Source organism: Nocardia flavorosea, assembly GCF_015477805.1.
GTDB classification, from domain to species: Bacteria; Actinomycetota; Actinomycetes; order Mycobacteriales; family Mycobacteriaceae; genus Nocardia; species Nocardia flavorosea_A.
Genome location: NZ_JADLQL010000005.1, coordinates 306719 through 332832, shown reverse-complemented (window position 1 = coordinate 332832; position 26114 = coordinate 306719). Strand labels below are relative to the sequence as shown.

Sequence of the window (26114 nt, the reverse complement as noted above, 5' to 3'; positions counted from 1 at the left end):
CCTGTGGCTTCAATCTGCCGCTCGGAACGGGTGCTTCCTCCTCTTCGGCAACCACACGATCTCGATATCGAACAGCTTCGGAGCAGCGCCACAGCCAGCGATCAGTCTCCGTGCCTGCTCCTCGAGCTCTCGCTCGGTCTCCACGAACCGCGTCACACCGAATCCGGGAACGCCGATCATGAACGACGACTCACCGTAAGGCGTAACCCTGACTTCGAACAGCGTCATCGTGTGTCCCCTCGTTGCTGAGCCGCCCATACCTGGAGCGACGCGAGGTACCTGGTCAACAGCTCCAACGGCAACGGCTCAGCCTCCTCGGCGGTGGCGGCTGACAACGGGTTTGCGAGTAGCGCTGCCCCGGGCCTCCGCTTCTCCAGCTGCCCAGGTCCGAACCTGTGAACCCCCCCACTACATGTATGTCCGATCCGTTCGCGTGCATCTGAACCCCTGCTCCTGGTGAGGCTTGGCAAGCGCCCGGTGCAGGGTGTACGACCTGTGGCGTCAACAACCATGTCCGTTGGACTGAAAAGGTTTACGACCACCAGACCTCGGTTTCGGTCCGGCCTCGGTGCGCCTGGCCGGGGCTGTATGGTCGCTGATTCTCGCCGCCCGGTGCGTAGCCAGTGCTGGACCGAAACACGCCGCTCAGGCCGGGATGCCCAGTGAATCGGCGAGGAACGGCCAGGAGTGGTGGAGGTCGTCCTCCCAGTAACCCCAGGAGTGGGTGCCTACCGGCCGATCGTGCAGAATCACGGGGATGTTCAGTTCTTGCAGCCGGTTGGTGAGGTTCATCGTGCAGTGGTAGATCGCCGCTTCGATCGGCCCGCCGAAGGCGATCTGGACCGGCAGCGGGATGCGGCCCTCCTGGACCCGTTTGTCGGCGGGAGTGTCGTGGGGCGCCGCCGGGATACCGGTGCCCGTGCTCAGGTAGATGGCGGTGCCGCGCAGCCGCTCGGCGTTCACGAGTGGATCGTTGGCACGCCACAGCGGGCCGTTGCGCGGGCCCCACATGTTTTCGACGCTCTGGCCGCCGCCCCAGTTCTCGACGGTGATCCGGACGAATTCCTGGCCGATCGGGTCCGAGGTCTGTGCGCAGCCGCTGTAGGACGCCACACTTTTCCAGAAGCCGGGTTTCGCGATCGCGAGGTTCAGTACCGAGGTGCCGCTCATCGATACGCCTGCCAGGGCCCGGTTTCCGTCGGCGCCCAGGAATTCCTCGATCACCGGGGGCAGTTCTTCGTTGAGGAAGGTCTGCCATTTGTTGCGGCCCAGGGCGGCGTCGTCGCGGATCCAGTCGGTGTAGTACGAGCTGGCGCCGCCGAACGGGGTGACGACGTTGACGTTCTTGCCGCGCAGGAATTCGACGGCGTCGGTTTGCACATCCCAGCCGCTGCCGTTCGGCCCGCCCTGCGAACCGTTGAGCAGATAGAGCGTGGGCTGCGGGCGGGAGCCGTCCGCGGCGCGGATGACCTGCAACTGGATCGGCCGGTTCATCGCCGGGGAGAACACCGAAACCAGTTGCTGCCGGTCATTGACCTGCTGCACCGAGACCACGGCCGCCGCGGGGGCCGCTGTCGCGGTGCCGCCGGTGCCGATCAGGCAAGCGGTGGTCAGGGCGGCGGCGAGGGCGCAGCGGACGGCGGTGGTTCGGGGGGATCGCGGTGTTTTCAAGGTCGGCCTTTCGTCTGCCTCGCACGGTTACGGTCCGGACGACGCCGGGCGGCCGCCGTATTCGCCGGCGGTCCGGATCGGCATCGGAAGGGTTTCGTGTTGCCACGGCCGCCGGTTTGGTGCCGGGGGACAGCGAATGCGGTGATACGGCGAGAGCGCGGCGCAGCGGCACCGGCCGGTGCCGCCAGGCGACGGTAGCGTCGGCGAGGGCGGCCGGTGGTGATGCCGCGCCGCCTCAACGGCAACGGAGACAACGAGCAAACCCAACTCGCGCGGGCGTTGGCCGAGATCGCCCGGGGATATGCCGGGCTGTGCCACCCTATCGAAAGCACTGCTGCTGCAACCGGCTACAACGGTGCACCGAACAGCGCCTTCGAATCAGGTCCGGCCGCACTGCTGGACGGGTTCACTGAGCGGGCAGCGCGGGAATTCCCGCCGCACACGACCGCTGATCCGGCCGCACCGCCGGGCGGCGCGAGGCCGGTTCAGCGAAGAACGCGTGCTCATGGACGCAGGGCGGATCCGAACTCGCGGACGCAGATCGGCCGACAGGCATCCGGCGGACGCGGCACGGTGGCCGGCCGGCGCGGAAGTAATCCAGGCGAGCCGGGGGCGTTCACTCCCGGAAGAGCGCTATGGTCAATCCGACCAGCCCGGCGACGAGCCCGGCGAGGGCGAGATTCGCGGCCATGGCTACGCGGCCTCAGGCGGTGAGCCGGTGGCGCAGGAAATCACAGGCGACGCCGGCGGCTCGATCGAATTGTTCTTCGTAGACGGCGAAATGACCACCGGGTACCAGCGCTAGTTGTTTCGGTTCGAGGGCTTCGGCGTAACTGCGAAGGGCGACCTCGGTGGGAGTCAGGGTGTCCTGTTCGGCGACGATCATGAGCAGCGGAGTCGGGGATACCCGGGATACGAACGCTTCGGGCGCGTAGGACTGGAATTTGTCCACACTGGACAGAGTGACTTCGTTACGCCAGGTCCGTGCTTTCGGGCCGTTGGCCATCAGCCATTCGTAGACCTCGAGGCCGGGCATGGCCGCCAGTTCGGTGGGATCGTCGGAGGCGGCTTTGATCATCGTGTGCGGTTTTCCGGCCAGCCGGGCGGCGCGGTCCTCGGCGATGGCCGCGTGGAGAGTGGGCAGCATGACCGAGGGGACCAGGCGGGTGACCGTCGCCCAGCCGGCGGTCAACGGCACCTGGGATACGGCGGCGCGGACCCGCCGGTCGGTGGCGGCCACGACCAGGACGTGCGCGCCCGCGTAGCTCGTTCCCCAGACGGCTATCCGGTCCGGATCGATACCGTCCAAGGTCTGGGCGAAGGTTACCGCGTCGCGATATCCCTCGATCTGGGCGGTGGGGTCCACTTCGAACCGGGGGGCGCCGTCGGAGGTGCCGAATCCGGGATGGTCGTAGACCAGACAGGCCAGCCCGGCGGCCCGGAACACCTCGGCGAACGGCGCCACCCACTCCTTGACTCCGGCGAAACCGTGCGTCATCACCACCAGTGGGGCCGTATCGGTGGATACGTCGGGACGGTACAGCCAGCCGCGCAATGTGACGCCGTTACTGGCGAATTCGATATCGGTCCGCATGTCGACTCCTGGATTACGTTACAGAATGTAATCAATCTAGGGTGGTCTAAACGTGACGTCAACCATAAAAATTAGGGCGCGGTATAACTCGGTTCAATGCCCGCGGTAGCCCACGGCATCGAGTGCCGACCGAACCGTGAGCCGAACCAGCTCCGCATCGATCGGAGGCAGCGCGGGAACGAGCGCCCGCATCAACATGGGGCCCGTGATCAGATCGCAGAGCCACTCGGGGTCGGTGCCCGCAGCAATCTCCCCGCGGACCACCGCCCGCTCCAGAATGGAAGCAGTCGAACGTCGCCGCGGTTCGAGAAACTGTTCGTGGAACCGTTGCGCCACTTCCGGACTACGCGCCAGATCCGCGATCAGGCCGGGTAACGCCCTGCGCATGACCACATCGTTGAACAGCTCCCGCTGATGTTGCTGGATCGCCAGCAGTTCCGCTTCGATACCGCCCAGATCCTCGGCGCCGGGAGCGAGGCCGAAACGCTGCATCAGCATCGACACAACCAGATCGGCGAGATCGGAATACCGGCGGTACAGTGCGGGCCGGCTGGTTCCCGCGGCATCCGCCACCGCCTGCAGGGTGACTGCGGTGTAGCCGCGTTCGGCGATCAGATCCGCTGTCGCCGCCAGCAATGCGGAATCGAGGCGGGTATCGCGCGGGCGGCCGGCGGGAGTCGATGCTGTGCTCTCGGTCATCCGATCACCGTAGCGCCGGATCTGCCGCACCTGCCGGGTATCACCGGTGACGTCCCGGCCCCCTGTCGCGTACCGCAGTGGGGTTCACCGAAACCGCGGGGAGCCGCGGCGCAGGCCCGGCTGCGGCGTAGGGGAGTTCGCCGAGCATGGCCGCGAGTTCGGTCAGCAGCGGGCGGCGGTGGGTGGAACGCCAGATCAGCGCCATCCGCGATTCCTCGTCGAATCCGGTGACGCGGACGAAGCGCAGATCGGCGCGCTGGTTGCGTTCGGCCACCGGGCGGCAGGTGAGCATCGCGTACCGGCCGGTGGCGGCGAGGGTCATCCCTTCTTGGAGTGTCGCCACCCGGACCGTCGCGGTGATCGATCGGCCGAGCGGGGTGAAGCGCGGGAAGTGCACGTCGCGCCAATAGTCCGGCGCGGGCCCGTCCACCGAGACGAGGTCGACGGATGCCAGTGTTTCCGCATCGACGCACTCCACTGAGGCCAGCGGATGGCCGTGTCCGACCGCCAGCATCCTGGGTGCGGGTGGGAACACATAACCGACCGACAGCTCCGGCTCCCGAACCGGCAGCAAGGCGACGGCGGCATCGACCTGCCCGGACAACACGGCGCCGAAGGGATCGCCGAGCGGGATCTCCTGCAATGACAAGGTCACGTCGGGGTTGTCGCGGGCGAATCTGGTGAGGGTCCAGGTGACGGTTTCGTAAGCGATGCCCTGGAAGCCGATGCGGACCGGGCCCGGAAGTTCCTGCCGGGCCTCCCTGCGGGCGACACCGACCAGCTCGACCAGTTCGGTGTACACGGGCCGCACGCGTTCCACGAATTCGGCGCCGAACTCGGTGAGCGTCACCCGGCGGCTGGTGCGGTGCACGAGCTGCGTGCCGATGGTGCGTTCCAGTGCGGCGACGAGCTGGCTCACCCGGCTCTGCGACACCCGCAGACGCTGCGCCGTCCGGCCGAAATGCAGTTCCTCGGCCAGTATCAGCAGACACTCCAGCTCGCGGACGGGTAGGTCCGGCATACCGCTCCTCCCGGTGACCGCGATCGATCAGTTCAGCTGATCGAACAATGAGCTGATCGTTGTTGTTCCGCACCAGCGCGCAACATTGACTGGATTCATGTCCATTGTGAGTGAATCGCGGGCGACCGCGGCCGAACCCGCCGAACGCTGGCCGGCGATCGCCGTCCTGGCGCTGTCCACTTTTCTCGTCGTCACCGCGGAGATGCTGCCCGTCGGAATCCTCACCCCGATGTCCGAGGGGCTGGCCATCTCCGCCGGCACCGCGGGATTCAGCCTGGCCGTCACCGGTGTCGTGGCCGCGTTCGCCGCGCCGTTCGTCGCCCGGGTGATCGGTGCGCTCGACCGCCGCCGCGTTCTGGTGGCGGCCGCGCTGCTGCTCGCAGCCGGGAATCTGATCACCGCCGCCGCGCAGGGGTTCGCGGTGCTCGCCGCCGGCCGGGTGGTGGTCGGGCTCGCCATGGCCACCGTATGGGCGCTGGCGGTCGCGCTCGTCACCCGGCTGGTGAGCGCGCGCCGCGCCGGTTTCGCGGTGTCGATGGTGGTGAGCGGTGTCGCGGTCGCTTCCGTATTGGGCGTGCCCCTCGGGACCGTGCTCGGTGATATCGCGGGATGGCGTAGTGCTTTCGGGGCGCTCGCGCTGGCGGCCGTCGGGCTCGCCGCGGCATTGGCGGTGCTTTTGCCGCCCCTGCCCGCGCAGCCGGCGACGGACGCCGACGCGAAGGCCGCCTCGTTGCTGGCGATACCGGCGGTGCGCCGGGGGCTGGTCGCGGTGACTTTCCTGGTCACCGCGCATTTCGCGGCCTACACCTATGTGCGGCCCGCGTTGGAGGAGTTGTCGGGTGTCCACGGCATCGGTATCTCGCTGCTGCTCCTGCTCTACGGAATTTGCGGGATAGTCGCGAATTTCGCGGCGGGCGCGGCGGCCACGCGACGCGTCCGGACGACACTGCTCGTTCTGGCGATCGGTATCGCTGCCGCGTTGCCCGCTCTGCTCCTGCTGGGCACCACGCCGTTCGGTGCCGCCGCGGTGCTGGTGCTGTGGGGGTTGTCCTACGGAGGTGTCTCGGTGTGCAGCCAGATCTGGGCCGTGCACGCCGCACCGGACCGGCGGGAAGCCGTCTCCGGGCTGTACGTCGGCGCCTTCACCGGCAGTATCGCGCTGGGTTCGTTCGCGGGCGGCGTGGTACTCGACGGGGCAGGGTTGTCCGCTTTGCTGTGGGGGTCGGCCGCGGTGGCGGCGGTGGCGGCGCTGGCAACGGTTTCCGGCGGCGCCCTTCGCGCACCGGGAAAACCTTCTGTCGCCGGGGAAGCGGCTGCGGTCGGCACCGAATAGCGCAACCGATCGGGCACGGGGACAGGCGTAGGATTCGACAGTCGACCGGGCGGCGCTATGCCTGCTGTCGCAGCGAACGCGGCACCGGGGCCCACCCAGGACAGCACGCCGATGGAGGCAAGGGCAATGCTGAAAGTGCTACGTGCGCTCGGTGCGGTAATGGGCCTCGTCGTAGTTGCGGTAGCGCTCTCCCCGTTGGCGTACGCGACGCTGCGCCACGAGGAATGCGCCACGATCCCCGACTCGGTCGGGCCGTGCGACTACTGGGGCCGGCTGGTCTGGCTGATCGGGCCGCAACTGGCCTGGGCCGAGGTCGTGCTCGTACTCGCCATCATGGTGGTCGCGGTCGCTGTTTTCGCCCGCGGGTCGCGGCTCCGGCGGGACCGGATACGTCGAACCACGGCGTGATCGCAAGGTTCGGTCTGCGGTTCTACGGCTCTTCGCCCGGCTCGAGGTAATCACGGACCTCGAACGGCTGCCGGGCCTGCCGCACCGCCGCTCGTACCCAGACCGCGTAGCCGGCGAGGACGGCGACGAGCGCGGGGACAGCGACGAATCCGACTCCCCACCACACCGGGAACCAGACAATGCCGGAAAGCAGCAGTGCCGCGGTGAGCCACAGAATATGGCGGCGGGCCAGGCGGTCCGGCTCCAGGTGCGACAGCCACGGATATGTCAGCATGACGACCATGCCACAGGGCAGCAGCGCCGCCACGGCCGGCGGCGCGTTGTTCGCCGCGGTGACGGACACTGCCGCAATCGTGCCGGCCAGGCATACGAGCCAGTAGCAGCGCAGCACAAGCTGTTCGGTCGACCGGGCCGGGCTCACCTCGTGAGTCTATCGGCACGACGGTGGTGAGTCCGGCCCGTTCGATTCATCAGGAGACGATATCGGCGAGCCTGTCGACCTGACCGGCGTCGGTGCCGTAGCAGTACAGCATCACCTCGTCGGCACCCAGATCGCCGAATTGCCTTATAGCCGCGCGAATTTCGTCGGCGGAAGTGCGCAGGCCGGAGACCATGTTCGCGGCGTAGCCGGTGAACTCGTAGTAGGCGCCGAGAGCCGCCCGCACTTCGTCGACCAGCGACTGCGGGCCCAGCGCGACGTTCACCTGGGCGACGAGCCGGGGCTCCCCGGCCCGGCCGTGTTCGCGCCAGGACGTGCGGACCGAATCGAAGAGGTCACCGCACCATTGCGCCGGCGCGGCAGACAGGTACCCGTCGCCCCAGCGGGCCACGCGCTCGAGCGCGGCCGGTTTGAAACCGCCGAAAAGAATCGGCGGTCCGCCGGGCCGGACCGGGGCCGGACCGATCGGACCGCAGCCGGGGCCGAACGGTGCACCGGACCACAGGCTGCGTAGTTGGGCGAGTTGTTCGTTCATGCGACGGCCGCGGGCGCGCAGTTCGACTCCCGCCGCGAGATGGTCGTCGGCGCGGCCGCCGACACCGAGCCCGAGCACCAGCCTGCCGCCCGACATCCGGTCCAGGGTCGCGACCTGTTTGGCCAGGAGCGCGGTATCGCGTAACGGGGTGAGCAGAACCTCGGTCTGCACCCGCACGCGACCGGTGGCGCCGGCGATGGCGGCCAGCGCGACCAAGGGTTCGGGATTGTCGTAGACGAGGCGGTCGAGCAGGCCGAGTGCCGAGAACGGGCCGGCGTCGGCGCGGCGTGCCCAATCCAGCAGGGCCACGGGGTCGGCGATGGGCAATCCGAGTCCGATTTGCATCGGGTTTCCTCCAGGAAAATGGGTGGGCAGAACACGCCGCCCACTCCATCACCCGAAATGTTGGGCGCCGGGCTCTCGTTCTGCGGCTGTACTTCTGGAGAGCACCGATCGGATCGGGCCACTGTAGGCCAGGGCTCGATGATCGGCAACTGGCGAGCGCCGTGGGGTGTGGTCTACGGCCGGCGGCCGGGCCAGTTGGTGAGCGTGAAATCGAGCACCTCGAGGATGCGCGACCAACTGTCCGCGGCGGGGGGTTCGCTGTGGTCGAAGCCGCCGCTGAGTTCGAGCGCGGCGTAGCCGTGGAAGATGCTGCCCAGTAATCGCACCGCGTGCGTCTGTTCCGGTTCGTCGATGGCGTAGCCGCGCAGGATGGCGCGCATGAGGTTCGAATGCCGGATACCGGCGCTCGCCGCCGCGGCCTCCGCGGGCAGCCGGGTGCGGGCCGCGGCGTAGCGGCCGGGGTGCTGCCTGGCGTAGTCGCGGTAGACGTTCGCGAAAGCGGTCAGGGCATCGGGGCCCGCGCGGCCGGCGACAGCGTCGGCGGCCCGGTCGGCCATTTCTTCGAGGGCGAGCAGCGCGATCCTGGTTCGGAGATCCTGGGAGCTCTTCAGATGGGAGTACACACTGGCGACCTTGACGCCGAAACGGCGGGCGACCTCGGAGACGGTCACCTGGTCGAAACCGACCTCATCTGCCAGTTCCGCACCGGCGTGGGTCAGCCGTTGCGGGGTCAGTCCTGTCCGAGCCATACCCGCAACCATACCTTATTAACAATTTGCCTAAAAGATATAGGGAATCTACTATGACCTGTGATCGTAGCCGTGCACCCGATGCGGGCCGGCGAACCTTCGAGAATCGATCCACAGGGGAAATCCATGCACTGCCACGACGAGTGGACAATCACCGCGATCACCGAGGACATCGTCCGCGGTGCGCTCGAACTCGAACACACCGGACGCGGCACCCTCCCACATCGCCTACCGGCCTGGGCGCGCGCCCTGTGCACCGATGGGCAGCTCGCGATGGCCGAATCCCAGCCCTCCGGCGTCCGGCTGGTGTTCCGGACCGCGGCCACCACGATCGAACTCGACACCGTACCCACCCGGCTGGTGTACCTGGGTGCCCCGTCCCGCCCGGACGGTGTCTACGACCTGCGTATCGACGGACGCCCGGCCGGCCGGGCCACAGCCTCCGGTGGCGATACCGTGACGATCGATATGGCTACCGGGAACACCACCCGGCAGGCGGGACCCGCGGGCACCGTGCGTTTCGCCGAGCTGCCCGCCCGCCTCAAGCACGTCGAGATCTGGCTGCCGCACTACGAAACCACCGAACTGGTCCGCCTGCGCACCGACGCCGCCGTCGAACCCGTACCCGGCAACGACCGCCGGGTATGGCTGCAGTACGGCAGCTCGATCAGTCAGGGCTCCAATGCCGGTAGCCCGTCCACCATCTGGCCCGCGCTGGCGGCGGCCGGCGGCGATGTCGAACTGATCAATATGGGTTTCGGCGGCGGGGCCCTGCTCGACTCCTTCGCCGCCCGGGCCATCCGCGATACGCATGCCGACCTGATCAGCGTCAAGATCGGCATCAACCTGGTCAACGCCGATGCGATGCGGATGCGTGCCTTCGGGCCGGCCGTACACGGCTTCCTCAGCACGATCCGCGAGGGCCATCCCACGACACCGCTGCTGGTGGTCTCGCCCATCTACTGCGAAATCCACGAGAACACACCGGGGCCGGGCGCGTTCGACGTCGAAGCCCTGCGTGCGGGAGAAGTGCGGTTCATCGCCACCGGCGATCCCGCCGAACAGGCGAAAGGAAAGCTCACCCTCAGCAGCATTCGCGACGAACTGTCCCGCATCGTCACCCAGCGTGCGGTACAGGATCCGAACTTGTTCTACCTCGACGGGCGCGAACTGTACGGCGAAACCGACTACCTCGAACATCCCATGCCCGACCGGCTCCACCCGGACGCCGCGACCCATCACCTGATCGGTGAACGTTTCGTCGACCGCGTATTCGCCGCCGGCGGTGTGTTCGGCGCGCGCGGGCGGATGCGCCGCCCGGTCACCGCGGTACGGGCCTGAACAAACACCTCGCCGAGTAGGTCCACGCGAGCATCGCTACCCGTGCCCGACAGGTAATTTCACTCATCCTCGGGGCATATCCCGCCGATAGGGTCGGATCATGGTGCCGCACCTGGTCTTCGGAGTTCCCACGCACGGCTTTTTCGTCGCGCTGGGTGTCGCGGTGGCCGCGGTGGTGTTCGTCCTGGAATGCCGGCGGCGCGACGCCCTACGGGAAGAATCCCTGGTCGCCGTCACCGGTGCGCTGGTGGGCGGGGCGATCGGGATGCGCCTGTCGAGCCTGGCCGAAACCCTCGATCCGTACGAGAGCTGGATGTTCGGGGCGCGCAGTGTGCTCGGTGGACTGCTGGGCGCCTATCTCGGGGTGCTGGTGGCGAAGCGGATCATCGGCTACCGGGAACGCACCGGGGATCTGTTCGCGCCGGCGGTCGCGCTGGGAATGGCGGTCGGGCGCATCGGCTGCCATCTCACCGAGGCGCCGGGACGGCCGACGGAGCTGCCGTGGGGTGTCCACGCCCCGGGGACCGTCCCGTCCTGTCCCGGCTGTGCGAGTGGGTCGGCGATGCATCCGAGTTTCGTGTACGAAATCGTGTTCCAGCTGGCGGCCTTCCTGTGGTTGCGATGGGCGCGGGACCGGATCACCGCCCCGGGTGAACTGTTCACGCTGTACGTGAGTGCCTACGCGGTGTTCCGTTTCATGGTGGAGTTCACCCGGGCGAACGAGACCGTATGGCTGGATCTCACCCGGCCGCAATGGTTCCTGCTGCCGGGGTTGGCGCTCGTGGCCGTGCGGCTGGGTATCGGGTACCGGCGCGGTCATTACGACGAGATACTTCGACGAAAGGTTGCGCTGTGAACAATCCACCACCCCGGCCGCCCGGCGACCAGCCACCACGAGGTTCCGGATCTGAGATCGCGGGCTGGGCGGTGGCCGGCGCGTTCGTGTTCATCCTCGGCAATACGGTGTACGGATTCTTCGCTCTCGTGTTCGCCGGCGGCCAAGGCGAGAGGGGCTTTCCGGTCATCATCGGAATGGCCACGGCCCTCGGAATACTGGTGGCATTCGGCGGCGGCGCGTTGCTGATCCGCGGGGGAACGCCGGGAGAGAAGGGGTTCGGCATGGGGATGATGATCGGCTGGGCGCTGGTGACCATCTGCACGGTCGGTTTCTGCACCGGCGTGAACCCGGCTGTCTACGACCTTGCGGCGGGATCGATATGACGGCCGGGATGCCGTTGCGGGGCGACCGGATCCTGCGATATGTGAACGCCTTCTGCCCGCAATGTCATGGGGAGGACCCCGAACGTCCGCTCACGAAGGTCACCCGGCTCTCCGGGTGGCTGGCCGCCCGCGACGGGCAGGTGTATCTCGAGCGCGGGTGCCCGTCGCACGGGATGGTGCGCACGCTCTACGACGAGAATCCCGAAATCCTGGCCTACCTCGAAGAATGGACCGCGCCCACCAAAGCCCATCTGCCGGACGTAGCCGGGAATTTCGACCCGGTGCCGGCGGCGTATCTGCGCGGCCTGCCCGAAATGCAGACCCAGCACACCTGCATCCTGCTGGCCGACCTCCTGGACAGCTGTAACCTGCGCTGCCCCACCTGTTTCGCCGATTCGTCGCCCGACCTGCGGGGTGTGGTGCCGGTCGAGGATGTGCTGGCGAACGTGGACCAGCGGCTGGCCCGGGAGAACGGCAAACTCGATGTGCTGATGCTCAGCGGCGGCGAGCCGACGCTGTATCCCGAACTCGCGCGGCTGCTCGGGGAACTCGTGGCCCGGCCGGTGACCCGGATTCTGCTCAACACCAACGGTGTCCGGATCGCCCGTGATCCGGGGCTGGTCGAGCTGCTGGCACGATATCGCGAACGGGTGGAGGTATATCTCCAGTTCGACGGTGTCACCGCGGCGGCGTCCAGACATCATCGCGGCGGTGATCTGCGGGCACTGAAAGACCGAGCACTGCGACGGCTTTCGGACAACGAAATATTCACCACCCTGGTCATGACAGCGGCACTCGGGGTGAACGACGACGAAATCGGTGCGGTGGTGCGCACGGCGCTGGACACGCCGTTCGCCGGTGGTGTGTCGATCCAGCCGCAGTTCGGATCCGGGCGGTCGGGCAGTATCGACCCGATGCGGCGGCTCACCCACACCGGCGTGCTGGCGCGGCTCGGCCCGCAAACCGGCGGCTCGGTGACCTGGCGCGACCTCACCGCACTGCCCTGTTCCCATCCGCACTGCTGCTCGGTGGGATATCTGCTGCGCGACGACGGCGGACAGTGGCGTTCCCTGGTGAGCCTGATCGGGCACGACCGGCTGAAGGACCGGCTCGGGCTGGTCGCGAACCGGATCGCCGATCAGGAACTCCCGAAGGAGTTGCGGCTGGCGGTGCGCGAATCACTGCTCGGATTGCTGTCGGAACAATCGTCGCTGTCGCACCCGGATATCGGCAATGTCTGGCGGGATATCTGCGAGAACTGCGATCTGGGCATGACGACCTTGCTCACGCTGGCAACCTCGGCACTGCCCGGCCGCCGGGCGCGGTTGCGGCGGCTGCTGGGGGAGCGGATCGTCCGGATCACCGTGAAACCCTTCATGGATATGTCGACGATGATCGAGGAACGGCTCACCCAATGCTGCGTGCACGTGGGTACCCGCGCCGACGCCGACCAGTGCGCACCGTTCTGCGCGGTGCAGGCATGGCCGGCGCTGTCCCGGCAGCGTCTGCCGGCGTCGGCGTCGGCGGGGCGGCCACTGCTTCCGATAACGGTGCCGTGAACGGCGGCGAGACGGCCGAGGGCGGCGTGTACTACACGGAGGCTACGGCGCATCGGCAGCCGCCCGATCCGCTCAACCTGTGTATCTACGCGACAGTCGCACTGCTGACCTGGCTTCTCGGCCCGGTGGCGCTGGCCGGGTTCGCCGGCCTGGCGTTCGCCGGATACTGGCGGGCTCGCCGGCGGGGGTTGCGGCGCAGTCGCTGCTGGTTACGCGATACCCGCCTGGTGCTGTGCTATCTGGCGGTGCTGGTCGGGGTGGGAACAGGGGCGGTGCTGTGGTGAGCGGCCGGCCGCAGTGAGCAGGAGAAGCGATATCCGGCCCTGCGTGACGGCGGCCGATCGCTCGGCGCACACGGCACGTCGGTCCTGTCCTGGCGAGTGCCGAGCGGCCGTCGGCCGCCGCAGCTTCTAATGTCGGGTCGTGATCCGAAAACTGATCGATACGCCGCACCGGCTGCTCGGTGTGGTGGTGCTGCTGATTGTGGCGGGAGTGGGCGTGCTCTCGGTCTGGGCGGAAGGAAACCGCCGAGAGCCGGTAGCCGCCGCGGAAACGGCACAGTTCAGCGCCGAACGCGGTCGCGCGCATCTGGAACGATTCGCCACCGAACCACGGCCGCTGGGCAGCCCGGCCAGCGACCGGACACAGGATTACATCGCCGGGCAGCTGCGCGCGGCCGGGTTCGAGGTGGAGATCCAGCACGCGGTCGGGGCCAGTACGGCGCCGGGCCTGGCGGCCTTCGGCCGGGTCGACAATGTGATCGCGACCCTCCCGGGCCGGGACCCGACCGGGACAGTGCTGGTCGCCTCCCATTTCGACTCCGCCGCCACCGGCCCCGGTGCATCCGACGACGGAGCCGCGGTCGCGGCGATGCTGGAGGTGGGGCGGCTGATCGGTGCGCAGGGCGGGACGCGGAACAACCTGGTGCTGCTGTTCACCGACGGCGAGGAGGACGGGCTGCTGGGGGCGGAGGCGTTCGTCCGGGAGCATCCGCTGGGTCGCGCGGGAGGAGTGGTGCTCAACTGGGAGGCACGCGGGGTGAGCGGGCCCTCGCTGATGTTCGAAACGTCGCGGGGAAACGCGGAACTGTCGGCCCTGTTCGCCGAGACCGTGCCGGATCCGCGGGGCGATTCGTCGATGGTGGAGATCTACCGGAAGCTGCCCAACGACACCGATTTCACCGAGTTCCGGGAGGCGGGATTCGACGGGCTCAACTTCGCCTATATCGAACAGCCCGCGTACTACCACACGGCCGGCGATTCGCTGGCGAATCTGGACCCGCGCAGTCTGCAACACCACGGCGAGAACATGCTGGCCATGACCCGGACCCTGGCCGCCGCCGACCTGCCGGCCCTGCATACCGACCGGGACGCCACCTACTTCCGGATCGGCCCGCTCTCGATCCACTACCCGAGCGCGCTGGCCTGGCCGCTGGCGGCACTGGCCGCGGCGCTCGTGGTGGGTCTGGCCGTCGTGGCCCGGCGCCGGGAACTGGCCAGTACACCGCGAATGGTGCTGGCGGCGGTTTCCGTGCTGCTTCCGCTGGGGGCGGTGATCGGACTGGGACAGGCGTTGTGGTGGCTGCTGGTGGCGCTGCGGCCGGGCTACCACATGATGAACGGCCTGCTCTACCGGCCGGAATTCTACGAAGCCGCGCTCGCCGCACTGGCCGGCACCGCACTGCTGGTCTGGTATCTGCTGCTGCGGGTGCGGCTGGGCCCGGCCGCGCTCGCGATCGGGGCGCTCGCGTGGCCGGCCGTACTGGGACTGGTGTGCGCCGCGGTGGCGCCGGGCGCGGCTTTCCTGTTCACGCTGCCCGCCGGGCTCGCCGCGGCCGGTGCGCTGCTGGCGATGCTCCCGGTGCGCTGGGCCGGGTGGCCCGCGGTGACGCTGGTGGCCGGGCTGTCGATCTCGGCCGTATTCCTGCCGGTTCTCGCGCGCGGCGTATTCGACGCCGTCGGCCTGGCGTACGCCGGAGCCGGCGCGGCCTGCCTGGCACTGCTCGGACTCCTGCTGCTGCCCGCGATCGAACTGCTGCTTCCCGAACCCGAACCGTTCACCGGAAAGCCCTGGGCAGTACCCCCGACCAGGGCGTGGGCGGTACCCGCGACCGTGGCGGTACTGGGCATCGCCGCGGTGGGTGCCGGTCTCGTCGTCGATACGGCTGATCCGGCGCATCCGCAACGCAGCCATCTCGCCTACGTTCTCGACGCCGAAACCGGACAGGCGCACTGGGCGAGCGCCGAACTCCATCCCACCGATTGGACCGGCCAGTACGTCAGGGACCGGGACAACTCCGGCCTCCCGGCCGGTTACGCCCGCGAGACGATGTGGACCGGGCCGGCGGACCCGATCGATGTGCACGCACCGCGGGTCGAGCTGCGCCACCGCACCGGCGATACCGTCACGATGCATGTGTCGTCACCGCGCGGGGCGTCCTCGCTGATCCTGCGCTTCGATCGGCCGATCGATCTCGTCACCGCGGCGTCGCCCGGTGCCGCACCGGTCACCGTTCCGGTCACAGGCACCCGGCCGAAGGGGCAGCCGGGCGAGATCCGCTTCCGTGATCTGCCCCCGGAGGGCGCCGAACTCACGGTGCGCACGCCCGGCGCGGACCGGGTCCGCGTCACGGCGATCGACGAAAGCCACGGCCTCACCGATGCTCCCGGCTTCCGGCCGCGGCCGGCGGACACAATCGCTTCGATCCGTCCCGACGGCGATGTGATGGTGGTGGTGCGCAACTACCGGTTGTGAACCGCCGGCAGAGGTCGCACCGGCCCGTCCGTGCTTCCGCACCGGGCCGGTGCGCGGCGGCTGTCCACTGTTCGGCGGATCGGTTGCCGGCGGTCCTACTGTCCGCCCCACTGCCCCGGCGGAACGTACTGTTCCTGCGCGGACGGTGCCGTGCCGATCACGCTGGACATGCCCGGTGCCGATGGTTTTTCCTGCGACCGGCTGCGTTGTTTCCGGTGCGGCAGAGAAGTGCACTTTCCTGTCGGGAATTCGAAAAGACCCGGCCCGGCCGAGCAGCGGGTGATCGGTGCAGCGAGCGATGCCGGTCGGGCCGAACCTGGTGCAGGTGGGCCCATGCCCGCCCACAACACTGCCGGCACCTCAGTTGTTCGCGCGCTGGATCGATCGCTGGACCAGAGTGCGCAGACCCGGTAGTCCGATTGCGCGCAGCATGAGCTCACCGGCCAGGACATGGGCGCGTGTCGGGGGAGCGAACCTGCTCATCCCCCGGCGCGCCAGCGTTTGCCGTTTGCCGACTTCCCCGCGCAGCGACGCCTCCCACGTGCCGAGTGCGCCGGGGATGTTCTCGCCGTGGTCGGCGAGGGCCGAGCCGAGCCGGTCGGCGCCGTCGAGGGCCAGGGCCGCGCCGTAGCCGGCGAAAACGGTGACACACCAGGCGGCGTCGCCCAGCAGGACGATTCGGCCGTCGCTCCAGCGGTCCATGACCACCTGGCCGACGGAATCGAAGTAGGCGCCGGCCGGGTCGGCTTCGAGTTGGTGCAGGGCGTCGGCGACCCCGCCACCGAGATCCCCGAACGAGCGGGTGAGCGCGGCGGCGGCGCCGAGCTCCAGATCGGCTCGGGTATCGGCGCAGCGGTAGGCGAAGAACGTCGAGGACCGCCGCGGGCCCAGGTTCATCACCGCGGCGGTGCGGCCGGGGCCGATGAACGTGGTTCCGGCCCCTTCCGGTACGTGTTCCGGGGGTGCTTCCAGCGGGAACGCGCCCACCATATGACCCAGGTCCACCAGGTATCCGGTTTCGGGGCCGAATACGAGTTCACGAATCCGGGAGTGCACGCCGTCGGCGCCGATGAGCAGGTCGGCCCGGATATGGGTGCCGTCGCTGAGCGTGGCGTCCACCTCGTCGGCGTTCTGGGTCACCGTGTGCACGGTGGTGCCGAACCGGATCTCGGCGTGCCCGGCCACCGCGTCGTACAGCGCCGATTCGAGGTCGCCGCGGAAGATGCTCAACGCCCGGTCGCCGACGGCGGCCTCGGCGACGGCGGCCGGTAGCCGGAACTTCTCGCGGCCGTCGGCGTGGACCATGATCGAGGTGAAGAAGCCGATATCGCGCGGAGCCAAGGCGGGGACCAGCCCCAGCCGTTCGGCCGCGTCGTATCCGGGACCGTGCAGGTTCACCAGATAGCCGCTGCTGCGCCGGGCCGGGGCGCGTTCCACCAGCACGACATCCCAGCCCTGCCGGTGCAGCCGCAGGGCGGCGGCGAGTCCGGCGATGCCCGCGCCTACCACGAGCACTCGCTTCTTTTCGGTATCCGCCGCATCCGGCGCTTCGCTGGCCACCACTACCGCTCCCGTATCGGTCCTACGCCGGGTGTGGACCACACCGGCTATCGTCAACCTTAGGTTGACGATAGGACGTTCGTCAACGATTGGTTGACGCGCGGGGCGCCGGGCTCGGTGCCGCTGTGCGACTGCCGCGATCCCGCCGCCGATTCCATCGGGCGGGTCACGGCCGAGCCCGGTGCGGGCGACTGCCATCGGCGCGGGCGCGGTGATCCTCGGCGGTACCGCTCAGTTCCCGGTTGAACGGCGCCGACCTCGCCGACGTGGAGTGCGATCGGATTCGCCGACGTGGGGTGCGATCGGACTCGGAGCTCGGCGGACTCGGAGCTCGTCGGGCGCGGAGTCGGCTCAGCTGTGCGCGGTTCCGTGGGGGTATGGGGCGGATCGAACTCCCTGCTGAAAAGCCCTGTGGGGCCGCCCGATCCGGCGGCCCCACAGGGCTGTGAAACGAAATCTCCGCGGCGGCGGATCAGACGGAAGCGGTGGCCAGGGCCTCGCTCGTCTGCACGGACTGGCCGACACCGGCCACGATGGCTGCCGCGCGCAGGGCCTCGAAGATCACCTCGCGCGAGACACCGCCCTCCCGCAGCGTGTGCTCGTGGGCTTCCAGGCAGTGTTGGCAACCGTTGATCGAGGACACCGCGAACGACCACAGTTCGAAATCGTTCTTGTCCACGCCCGGCGAACCGATGATCTGCATCCGCAGCCCGGCCCGCAGATCGTCGTACTTACCGTCGAGGAAGGCCCGGCCCCGGTAGAACACATTGTTCATACCCATGATCGACGCCGCGCCCAGAGCCGCGTTGTACGCCTCGGCGGACAGGATATCGGCCGCTTCCTCCGCGATCTCGCGCAGCGTGGTGGCCGAACGGGTGGCCGCCGCGGTGGCCAGCAGGGTGCCCCACAGCTGCTGCTCGTTGAGCACCGTGGTGCGGGCCAGCGAGGAGAGGTTGAGCTTCAGATCCTTGGCGTACTCGGGTAGCGAGTTCTTCAGATTGTCGATGCTCATGGTGTTACCTCGTCTCTCAGACGCTCGCCGACAGCAATTCGCCGGCGTCGATGGTGGGATCGCCCTTCTTCCAGTTGCAGGCGCACAGCTCGTCGGACTGCAGCGCATCCAGCACCCGCAGCACCTCGTCGACATTGCGGCCCACGGAACCGGCGGTCACCGACACGAACTGGATCTCGTTGTTCGGGTCGATGATGAAGGTGGCGCGGTCGGCCACGCCGTCGGCGTTGAGAACGCCGGTGGCGGTGGCGAGTTCACGCTTGAGGTCCGACAGCATCGGGAACGGCAGGGTCTTCAGATCCTCGTGCTGGGCCCGCCACTGGAAGTGCACGAACTCGTTGTCCACCGAGGCGCCGAGCACCTGGGCGTCGCGGTCGGCGAACTCGTCGTTCAGCTTGCCGAAGGCGGCGATCTCGGTGGGGCAGACGAAGGTGAAATCCTTCGGCCAGAAGAAGACGATCCGCCACTTGCCGGCGTGGTCGTTGCTGGTGACCCGGGTGAAGTAGTCGTCGGGCTGCTGGGCGTTGACCTTCGACAGGTCACCGCCGATCACCGCGGTGAGGTCGTAGGCGGGGAACTGGTCGCCGATGGTCAACAGGGGCATGTCGGACTCCTTGTCGTATCGAATGGCCGGCAGGGTCGGCCGGCGCGTGGGCGTTCGGCTTCGATCTTGCCAACGAACCCGTAAAAGGCAAAACTGATAGGTCGCATTACACTGATAGGGATGTCCGATCAGTCTTATCAGCCGACCCTCTCACAGCTGCGTGCCTTCGTCGCCGTCGCCGAAAACCGCCATTTCGGCGCGGCCGCCACGCGTTTGGCTGTGAGTCAACCCACTCTCTCGCAGGCCCTTGCCGCGCTGGAAAACGGCCTCGGGCTGCAGCTGATCGAACGAAGCACCCGGCGGGTCCTGGTGACCGAGGCAGGCCGGCGCCTGCTGCCGCAGGCAATCGCGACCCTGGACGCGGCCGACCGATTCCTGTCCGCGGCCAACGGCGATACCTTCGGCGGTGTACTGCGGATGGGCATCATCCCGACCGTCGCACCGTATCTCCTACCCGCCCTGCTGCCCACTCTGCGTCGCCGCTTACCCGCGCTGACACCACGGATCGTCGAGGACCGAACCGCCCACCTCCTCGACGAGTTGCGGGCCGGCAGTCTGGACGTCGCGGTCCTCGCCCTTCCCGCCGAGGTGCCGGGCGTGGTGGAGATACCGCTGTATGCGGAGGATTTCGTACTGGTCGTACCGGCGGGACACGAACTGGCGGGCCGTACCGATCTCGCACCGTCGGCGCTGGATACGCTACCGATCCTGCTGCTCGACGAGGGGCACTGCCTGCGGGCCCAGACTCTGGAGCTGTGCCGTTCCGCGGAAGTCCGGCCGGGCGCGGTGGGGGATACCCGGGCGGCGTCGCTGTCGACGGTGGTGCAGTGTGTGGCCGGCGGACTCGGGGTGACCTTGATCCCGGAGATGGCGGTGGCGGCCGAAACCGGCCGCGGGGCCCTGGATACGGTGCGGTTCGCCGCGCCTGCCCCCGGTCGCACCCTCGGGCTGGTGTACCGGGCATCCACCGCACGCGCCGACGATTACGCCTACCTCGCCGAGGTGATCCGCACTCAGCGGCCGGTCTGAGGCGGGCCGGAGGTGCACGTCTCGAAAGCTGCGTGCACCGTGGGGATGTGGAGGTGCGCGCGCCCGGAACGCGCCGGGGGCGAATCGGCATCCGCACGCCGAGTACGCGGACGTGTTCGGTGCAGGCGGCGAGCACGCCTCGACCTGCAACCATCCGGCCTCCGCCGGGGGAACCGGCTACGGTCGCTGCGGGCCGGATCGCTGCGTCCGCGGCCCGGTCTGCCGCGCGCGCCGATCGGTGTGCCGGCGGCGGGTTCTGCGCGAGCGTCGGTGAGCGATACGCGCAGTAGTCGGTCTACAGCGACCGGTCGACAAGCCGGCCCGCAACCGGGGTGGGTTGCGGGCCGGAGGTGATCCGGGCGGCGACCACGGACCACAGGCGGTGAGGGCCGTTTCTCAGGCGATCGCGGCGACGGCTGGTTTGCGGTTCAGCACCGCCGCGACCGAGGCCGCCAGGCCGATCACCGCGACCGCGGTGACCAGGTACAACCCCGGCCGGTACCCGGCGATACCGTCGGCGGTGGCGCCGCTGATCAGTCCGGTGGCGATGGCCAGCACCACCGCGCCGCCGATCTGGAACGAGGTCTGCACCAGGCCGGAGGCCAGGCCCTGTTCGTGATCGGCGATACCTTCGGTGGCCTGCACCATCACCGCCGAGAAGCCCAGTGCGAAACCGAGGCCGAGCAGCAGGAACGCGGGCAGGTAGTCGACGGCGTAGGCCGGGTCGGGGTTGCCGCCGCGGGTCAGGAACCATACGTAGCCGGCCACGAAGGAGGCCAGTGCGGCGAGGATCATCGGGGTGGTGCCGAAGCGGTCGATGAGTTTGCCCGCGATCGGTGAGAGCACGGCCACGATGATGCCGGTGGGTGCCATGGCGAGGGCCATCTGCAGCGGCTCCCAGTGCAGTGTGTTCTGCAGATACAACGAGACGATGGTCTGGAAACTGAGGTAGGAGCCGAAAATCGCCAGCGCGGCCAGATTCGCCCGCACGATCGATTTCACCTTGAAGATGCTCAGGCGCACCAGCGGATGGCTCACCCGGTTCTCGACCACGAAGAAGCTGCCGAGCAGGCCGACCGCCAGGATGGTGGTGGCGATGACGGTGGCGGTGAAACCGGTCTCCGGGGCCGTGACGATGGTGTAGATCGCGGCGAGCGTGCCGCCGGTGAGCAGTGCGGCGCCGGCGAAATCGATCCGGCCTTCTTCTTTTTCGGTATTGCGCGGAACCACCAGGTAGGCGGCGAGCACGACCGCGGCGACCACGACTACGGGCAGGTAGAAGGTCAGCCGCCAGTCGATACCGGTGAGCAGGCCCGACACGATGAGCCCGGAGGCGTAGCCGGTGGCGCCGAAGATCGCGAAGATCGACAGCGCGCGGTTGCGGTCGGGTCCTTCCTTGAACGTGGTGGTGATGATCGAGAGTGCGGCCGGGGCGGTGAATGCGGCGGCGACGCCCTTGACGATCCGGGTGGCGATCAGTAGCCAGCCCTCGTCCACGAGCCCGCCCACCAGGGAGGCGATTCCGAAGACGACCAGGGCGGTCAGGAAAACCTGGCGTCGGCCGAGGAGGTCGGCGGCACGACCGCCGAGGAGTAGTAGACCGCCGTAACCGAGGATGTAGCCGTTCACGATCCACTGCAGTGCGGAGGTGTCGAGGCCGAGTTCCTGGCCGATGGAGGGGAGTGCCACGCCGACCATGGAGACGTCGAGGGCGTCGAGGAACATGGCGAGGCCGGCGACGAACAGGATCGCCCACAGTGTGGGGCTCCAGCGGCCGGGGGTGGATACGGGGGACGGTTCTGCCGGGGTGAGGTTCTGCGGTGCGGTTGCAGTCAGGTTCACGACGGCAAACTTAAATGCACGGACATTGAATGTCAACGCATGTAATGCGCGAGCATTTAATGACTTGACATGATAATCTCGGGTCATGTACCACGACACCGACAAAGATGTCTGCGCGAAGTGGTCGGAAACGCTCCGCCTGTACCACGGCACGTCCTGCGAGCTGGAGAACGCGCTGCAGGCACGGCATCAGCTCGGGCTCAGCGAGTTCGAACTCCTGCAGGTCCTCGGCGGACGCTGCGGTGCGGAGCAGACCGAAAAGGTCAAGATGAAGGACATCGAAGCGGAGATGTATCTCAGCCAGAGCGCTCTCTCGCGTACGGTGACGCGGCTCGAGAAGGCAGGTCTGCTGGAGCGCGCGGCCTGCGATTTCGACCGGCGCGCCAACTTCCTGAAACTCACCCCGGCCGGACGGTCCCGGCTCGACGACGCCAAACCGACTCATCTGGAAGTACTGCGTAAACATCTGAGCTGACACCGGCGTCGCCCGTAAGCCCCGCGACGCGCGGTATCGCCCATGCCTATGCCAGGGACGGGTGCCGAAATCGAGCCCGGCAGCGCCGGATACGGCGGAATATCGGCGTCGAAGACAGCGCGCGCCGCACCGGGCCGCACCTGCCGGGCCGCACCGCGCCGGGCCGTACCGTACCGGGCCGCGCTGCGCTGGGTAGGGCTGGGCCGGGTGGCCGGCCGGATGCCGCGGCTGTGGAGTCTCCGCCGGGCCGTACCGTGTGGTGGCGGTGTGTATACCGCCGAGTCCGAGCCGAGGAGGAAACCGATGAACGCCCACACCCCCGAAGGGCGCGTCCCGAGCAAATGGGAGGAGCTCGTCGCCGCCGACCCGCAGCATTCGCAGTGGTACGTGCAGCGCTTCCGCGACCTCGTCGCCGAAGGCCAGGACATCTTCGGGGAAGCTCGGCTCATCGACGCGATGCTCGGCCGCCGCGGCCGGGTGCTCGACGCGGGCTGCGGGCCCGGCCGGCTGGGCGGATTCCTGCACGATTCCGGGCACGCGGTGGTGGGTGTGGACGTGGACCCGGTGCTGATCGCCGCCGCCGAAACCGACTATCCCGGCCCCACCTGGCTCGTCGGCGACCTCGCCGAACTCGATCTCCCGGCCCGCGGCGTCGCCGCCGATTTCGATGTGATCGTCTGTGCGGGCAATGTGGTGACGTTCCTCGCACCGGCCACCCGCACGGCCGTGCTCGCCGCCTTCGCGCGGCATCTGGCGCCGGCGGGCCGGCTGGTCGTCGGCTTCGGCGCCGGCCGCGATTACGAATTCGCGCAGTTCCGCGCCGATGCCGCCGAACAGGGCTTCCGCGAAGACCTGCTGCTCTCGACCTGGGATCTGCGCCCGTTCACCGCCGATTCGGATTTCCTGGTGGCGGTGCTCTCCCGCTAACTCCGCGCCGCGCTACCCGATGGTGTCCCGTTCGGGATCGGTGTTCTGGTGCAGCGGAATATCGAGAACGGACAGGAACGCCGACGCGGCGGGAGTGCGGGTGTGGCTGCTCCAGACGATGTATTCGACCCGGGCCGGCGCATCGGAGACGGCGACCGTGACCAGGCCGGTGAGCCGGGGCACGTACGCGGAGGGCAGCATGGCCACGCCCAGGTCCTGGGCGACGAGCCGGGCGATGTACTCCGCCGAGGACACTTCCAAGGCGACCTCACGCTCGATTCCGGCGGCGGCGAACGCCTGATCGGACTGTGCGCGTCCGGCGGTCCCGGCCGGCAGGTCGACGAAGGTTTCACGCGACAGCCGGTGCAGATCGACCGATGATTCGCCCGCCAGCGGATGCTCGGGCGCGACCACGGCGACCAGCCGGTCGCGGGTGAGTTCATGGGCGGTGACGCCGTGCGGGTGTGCGGTGGTAGGCAGCCCGAGGAAAGCGATATCGAGGATCCCCTCGCGTACCTGCTCGGTGAGTTCCTCGCTCGCCCCCACTCGCAGGCTGATGCGGACATGCGGATAGCGGCCGCGGAAATCGTGGAGTGCGCCCGGGAGATCGACCGCGGTGACGGAGGGGATCAAACCCACGGCGAGGCGTCCGCGAACCTCGCCTACCGCCGCGGCGGCCTCGGCGGCGGCGCGGTCGGCGGCATCGAGACATTGGCGGGCGGCCGGTAGGAAGGCCGCGCCGGCAGGCGTCAACCGGACCCGGCGGCTGGTGCGTTCGAACAGTTTCGCCCCGAGTTCCCGTTCCAGGCGGGCGATCTGGTGGCTGAGCGCGGACTGGACGACCAGGCAGCGCTGGGCCGCGCGGGTGAAATTGTTCGTCTCGGCGACAGCCAGCACGTAGCGCAGTTGTTGAAGCTCCATGGATCAATCTTGTACCGCGATCGATGGAGTGACAAACATGTGTTGGACTCATCAATAGGTTCCGGATGAGACTTCGAGTGTGAAAAGCTCAGTCGCACACCGGGCTCTCGGCGGAACCGGTGAAACCGGCCCTGGCGGGTTGTCCCGTACCGCGCTCACCGCGCTCGCACCGGTCGCATGGGGCACGACCTATATCGTCACCACCGAACTCCTTCCCGCCGGGCACCCGCTGTTCGCGGGCGTGCTGCGGGCCCTGCCGGCCGGGCTGATCGCGATCGCGCTCACCCGGACCCTGCCGCGCGGCGCCTGGTGGGGTAAGGCCGCGGTGCTCGGGGTGCTCAATATCGGCCTGCTGTTCCCGCTGTTGTTCATCGCGGCCGAACGGTTGCCCGGCGGCGTCGCCGCAACCTTGGCCGCCGCGCAACCACTGGCGGTGGCGGTACTTGCGGTGGCCGTTCTGCACGAGCGGCCCTCCGCATGGCGGATGACCTGGGGCGCGGTCGGATTGGCCGGGGTCGGACTGGTGGTACTCGGACCCGCCGCGGTCTTCGACCCGGTCGGGATCGCCGCCGGGCTCGGCGCCGCGGCGTCGATGGCGCTGGGCCTGACGCTCACCAAACGCTGGGGCCGGCCCGCCGCAGCGACACCGACCGCCTTCGCCGGATGGCAGCTCGCGGCGGGCGGGCTGTTCCTGGTGCCGCTCACGATCTTCGTGGAAGGCACACCACCGGCGATCGACCTGCCGGCCGTCGCCGGTTACCTCTGGCTCGGACTCTTCGGCGGGCTGATCGCGTATGGCCTGTGGTTCCGCGGTGTCATCACGCTGCCGGTGAACTCGGTCGCGATCCTCGCGCTGTTCTCGCCCCTGGTCGCCGCCGTTCTGGGCGCCGTCCTGCTCAGGCAGACACTCGGCCCGATCCAGATCGTGGGATTCGGGCTCGCGCTGGCCGCGATCGTCGCGGGCCAGCTTCCCGCGCCGGCCCGCCGGCCCGCACTGTTTTCCGCTCTCGTATCGAAGGAGACCGCACCATGAAGATCGCCGTGGTGGGCGCCGCCGGAATGGCCGGCTCCCGTATCGTCGCCGAAGCCGCCCAGCGGGGCCACGACCCGGTGGCCGTGTTCCGGAACGGGCGGCCGGGTACCCTGCCGCCCGGTGTCGTCGCCGTCCGGGGCGACGCGAGCGACCGCTCACAGATGAGTGAGGTATTCGCCGGCGCGGATGCCGTTGTCGCCGCGACCCGCCCGGCACCCGGGCAGGAACGAACGGTGGCGGCAACTACGCGCGCGATGCTCGATGCGGCGGCCGGGCACGGGATCCGGATCCTGGTCGTCGGTGGCGCCGCGCCGCTGCGGTCTCCCGGCGATCCCGATCGGCTGGTTCTCGATGATCCCGAATACGTACCCGAATCGATCCGGACCATCGCAAGCGCCAGTGTCGTGCAACTGGAGGTCTGCCGCGATCATCCGGCCGATTGGGTTTATCTGAGTCCGCCTGCCCTACTGGAACCGGGAGCACGGACGGGAACCTACCGGCGCGCAACGACCACACTGCTGGTCGACGCCGCGGGCAGATCCCGGATCTCGGCCGAGGATCTCGCCGTCGCCGTGCTGGACGAGCTCGAGACTCCCGAGGTCGCGCGCCATTTCACAGTCGGCTACTAGGTCTGGAGGTTCGAGGGTACGGCTGCTGCTCGAGCTCACGGTCACCGACGCGACGCTCGGCGCCGTCCCTCGCCGTAACCGGATGTGGCGGGGACCGCCGCCTGTTTCCGGACGCGATCGCACTACCGGCCGGGTTTGCCCGGAAGGCAACGCGATCGGGGCCTGCGCCGATCGCCTACCTCGGCTCACGGTGGGACGGGACCGTCTATCGGGCGGATCTGCGAACCGGACGCGATTCGGTGCTGAGTCCGGCGATGGGCACACCGGCGCTCGGGCTCGATCCACGCGGCCGGCTGTTCGCCGCGGGCGGCGCCGGATGCGTTGCCCGCGTGTACCACCTGCCGTTCCACCGCTCGGGTGCACTGCCCCGGCACGATCAGGTGCTACAGCTACCGCTGAAACGGTGACGTCGG

General features: G+C 68.7%; 27 protein-coding genes. 14 read left to right on the top strand and 13 right to left on the bottom strand.

Going from position 1 to position 26114, the window contains the following annotated elements; all coding sequences use genetic code 11:
• Positions 1-9: 9 nt before the first annotated feature.
• The 5 genes from IU448_RS23140 to IU448_RS23120 form a co-directional block, all read right to left on the bottom strand.
• Positions 10-228 (bottom strand): hypothetical protein, encoded by a 219-nt coding sequence (locus tag IU448_RS23140; protein ID WP_195057758.1) that lies wholly within the window; start codon positions 226-228, stop codon positions 10-12.
• Between the two features lie 417 nt (positions 229-645).
• The gene (locus IU448_RS23135; RefSeq protein ID WP_195057757.1) at positions 646-1671 is read right to left on the bottom strand and encodes an alpha/beta hydrolase; all 1026 of its coding nucleotides are present in this window, start codon (positions 1669-1671) and stop codon (positions 646-648) included.
• Positions 1672-2374: 703 nt separating this feature from the next.
• Entirely contained in the window at positions 2375-3265 is an 891-nt protein-coding gene (locus IU448_RS23130) for an alpha/beta hydrolase (protein ID WP_195057756.1), read from the bottom strand.
• 93 nt (positions 3266-3358) lie between these two features.
• The gene (locus IU448_RS23125; RefSeq protein WP_195057755.1) at positions 3359-3964 is read right to left on the bottom strand and encodes a TetR/AcrR family transcriptional regulator; all 606 of its coding nucleotides are present in this window, start codon (positions 3962-3964) and stop codon (positions 3359-3361) included.
• Between the two features lie 40 nt (positions 3965-4004).
• Positions 4005-4985, bottom strand: a complete 981-nt coding sequence (locus tag IU448_RS23120) for a LysR family transcriptional regulator (RefSeq protein ID WP_195057754.1) — start codon at positions 4983-4985, stop codon at positions 4005-4007.
• Between the two features lie 97 nt (positions 4986-5082).
• Here IU448_RS23120 and IU448_RS23115 point away from each other — a divergent pair, with 97 nt between their 5' ends.
• Together IU448_RS23115 and IU448_RS23110 are read left to right on the top strand one after the other, a co-directional pair.
• Positions 5083-6318 carry an MFS transporter gene (locus IU448_RS23115; protein ID WP_195057753.1) on the top strand — a complete coding sequence of 412 codons (1236 nt, stop codon included), beginning with the start codon at positions 5083-5085 and terminating at the stop codon, positions 6316-6318.
• Between the two features lie 57 nt (positions 6319-6375).
• Positions 6376-6726, top strand: coding sequence for a hypothetical protein (locus tag IU448_RS23110; protein ID WP_195057752.1), 351 nt, complete (start codon positions 6376-6378; stop codon positions 6724-6726).
• Positions 6727-6748: 22 nt separating this feature from the next.
• Here IU448_RS23110 and IU448_RS23105 read toward each other — a convergent pair whose 3' ends face one another.
• The 3 genes from IU448_RS23105 to IU448_RS23095 all read right to left on the bottom strand — a co-directional run bounded on the left by IU448_RS23105 (position 6749) and on the right by IU448_RS23095 (position 8794).
• Positions 6749-7147: a hypothetical protein gene (locus IU448_RS23105; RefSeq protein WP_195057751.1), complete on the bottom strand. Its 399-nt coding sequence runs from the start codon at positions 7145-7147 to the stop codon at positions 6749-6751.
• Between the two features lie 49 nt (positions 7148-7196).
• Positions 7197-8045, bottom strand: coding sequence for an LLM class flavin-dependent oxidoreductase (locus IU448_RS23100; RefSeq protein WP_195057750.1), 849 nt, complete (start codon positions 8043-8045; stop codon positions 7197-7199).
• A gap of 173 nt (positions 8046-8218) precedes the next feature.
• The gene (locus IU448_RS23095; protein WP_195057749.1) at positions 8219-8794 is read right to left on the bottom strand and encodes a TetR/AcrR family transcriptional regulator; all 576 of its coding nucleotides are present in this window, start codon (positions 8792-8794) and stop codon (positions 8219-8221) included.
• Between the two features lie 126 nt (positions 8795-8920).
• Here IU448_RS23095 and IU448_RS23090 point away from each other — a divergent pair, with 126 nt between their 5' ends.
• The 6 genes from IU448_RS23090 to IU448_RS23065 all read left to right on the top strand — a co-directional run bounded on the left by IU448_RS23090 (position 8921) and on the right by IU448_RS23065 (position 15669).
• Positions 8921-10135, top strand: coding sequence for an SGNH/GDSL hydrolase family protein (locus IU448_RS23090; RefSeq protein WP_195057952.1), 1215 nt, complete (start codon positions 8921-8923; stop codon positions 10133-10135).
• A gap of 100 nt (positions 10136-10235) precedes the next feature.
• Positions 10236-10991 (top strand): prolipoprotein diacylglyceryl transferase, encoded by a 756-nt coding sequence (locus IU448_RS23085; RefSeq protein WP_195057748.1) that lies wholly within the window; start codon positions 10236-10238, stop codon positions 10989-10991.
• Positions 10988-11356, top strand: a complete 369-nt coding sequence (locus IU448_RS23080) for a hypothetical protein (protein WP_228813936.1) — start codon at positions 10988-10990, stop codon at positions 11354-11356. Before IU448_RS23085 ends, IU448_RS23080 begins: the two co-directional genes overlap by 4 nt.
• Positions 11353-12915, top strand: coding sequence for a radical SAM protein (locus IU448_RS23075; protein ID WP_195057747.1), 1563 nt, complete (start codon positions 11353-11355; stop codon positions 12913-12915). Before IU448_RS23080 ends, IU448_RS23075 begins: the two co-directional genes overlap by 4 nt.
• Complete coding sequence (locus IU448_RS23070; RefSeq protein WP_280456955.1) at positions 12912-13199, top strand: hypothetical protein; 288 nt, start codon at positions 12912-12914, stop codon at positions 13197-13199. The genes IU448_RS23075 and IU448_RS23070 overlap by 4 nt, the downstream gene beginning before the upstream one ends.
• A 139-nt stretch (positions 13200-13338) precedes the next feature.
• Positions 13339-15669 (top strand): M28 family peptidase, encoded by a 2331-nt coding sequence (locus IU448_RS23065; protein WP_195057746.1) that lies wholly within the window; start codon positions 13339-13341, stop codon positions 15667-15669.
• Between the two features lie 360 nt (positions 15670-16029).
• Here the strand turns inward: IU448_RS23065 and IU448_RS23060 are convergent, their stop codons facing one another.
• The 3 genes from IU448_RS23060 to IU448_RS23050 all read right to left on the bottom strand — a co-directional run bounded on the left by IU448_RS23060 (position 16030) and on the right by IU448_RS23050 (position 18845).
• Complete coding sequence (locus IU448_RS23060; protein WP_324188682.1) at positions 16030-17229, bottom strand: FAD-dependent oxidoreductase; 1200 nt, start codon at positions 17227-17229, stop codon at positions 16030-16032.
• A 472-nt stretch (positions 17230-17701) separates the two neighbouring features.
• Positions 17702-18241, bottom strand: a complete 540-nt coding sequence (locus IU448_RS23055; protein WP_195057744.1) for a carboxymuconolactone decarboxylase family protein — start codon at positions 18239-18241, stop codon at positions 17702-17704.
• A gap of 16 nt (positions 18242-18257) precedes the next feature.
• Complete coding sequence (locus IU448_RS23050) at positions 18258-18845, bottom strand: peroxiredoxin (RefSeq protein WP_195057743.1); 588 nt, start codon at positions 18843-18845, stop codon at positions 18258-18260.
• Between the two features lie 120 nt (positions 18846-18965).
• Here IU448_RS23050 and IU448_RS23045 point away from each other — a divergent pair, with 120 nt between their 5' ends.
• Entirely contained in the window at positions 18966-19874 is a 909-nt protein-coding gene (locus IU448_RS23045; protein ID WP_195057742.1) for a hydrogen peroxide-inducible genes activator, read from the top strand.
• A 396-nt stretch (positions 19875-20270) separates the two neighbouring features.
• Here the strand turns inward: IU448_RS23045 and IU448_RS23040 are convergent, their stop codons facing one another.
• A complete protein-coding gene (locus tag IU448_RS23040) occupies positions 20271-21716 on the bottom strand; it encodes an MFS transporter (protein WP_324188681.1) in 1446 nt (481 codons plus the stop codon).
• A gap of 85 nt (positions 21717-21801) precedes the next feature.
• Between IU448_RS23040 and IU448_RS23035 the strand changes: the two genes are divergently transcribed.
• Together IU448_RS23035 and IU448_RS23030 are read left to right on the top strand one after the other, a co-directional pair.
• Positions 21802-22191, top strand: a complete 390-nt coding sequence (locus tag IU448_RS23035; RefSeq protein WP_195057741.1) for a MarR family winged helix-turn-helix transcriptional regulator — start codon at positions 21802-21804, stop codon at positions 22189-22191.
• A 303-nt stretch (positions 22192-22494) separates the two neighbouring features.
• On the top strand, positions 22495-23118 hold the full coding sequence (locus tag IU448_RS23030) for a class I SAM-dependent methyltransferase (protein WP_195057948.1): 624 nt from the start codon (positions 22495-22497) through the stop codon (positions 23116-23118).
• A gap of 12 nt (positions 23119-23130) precedes the next feature.
• On the opposite strand, the gene IU448_RS23025 is transcribed toward IU448_RS23030, so the two are convergent.
• Positions 23131-24039, bottom strand: a complete 909-nt coding sequence (locus tag IU448_RS23025; protein ID WP_195057740.1) for a LysR family transcriptional regulator — start codon at positions 24037-24039, stop codon at positions 23131-23133.
• A gap of 79 nt (positions 24040-24118) precedes the next feature.
• On the opposite strand from IU448_RS23025, the gene IU448_RS23020 reads away from it, so the two are divergent.
• The 3 genes from IU448_RS23020 to IU448_RS23010 all read left to right on the top strand — a co-directional run bounded on the left by IU448_RS23020 (position 24119) and on the right by IU448_RS23010 (position 26108).
• A complete protein-coding gene (locus IU448_RS23020) occupies positions 24119-25072 on the top strand; it encodes an EamA family transporter (RefSeq protein ID WP_195057739.1) in 954 nt (317 codons plus the stop codon).
• Entirely contained in the window at positions 25069-25701 is a 633-nt protein-coding gene (locus tag IU448_RS23015) for an NAD(P)-dependent oxidoreductase (protein WP_195057738.1), read from the top strand. Before IU448_RS23020 ends, IU448_RS23015 begins: the two co-directional genes overlap by 4 nt.
• A gap of 254 nt (positions 25702-25955) precedes the next feature.
• Positions 25956-26108, top strand: coding sequence for a hypothetical protein (locus IU448_RS23010; RefSeq protein WP_195057737.1), 153 nt, complete (start codon positions 25956-25958; stop codon positions 26106-26108).
• The last annotated feature ends 6 nt before the right edge of the window (positions 26109-26114 follow it).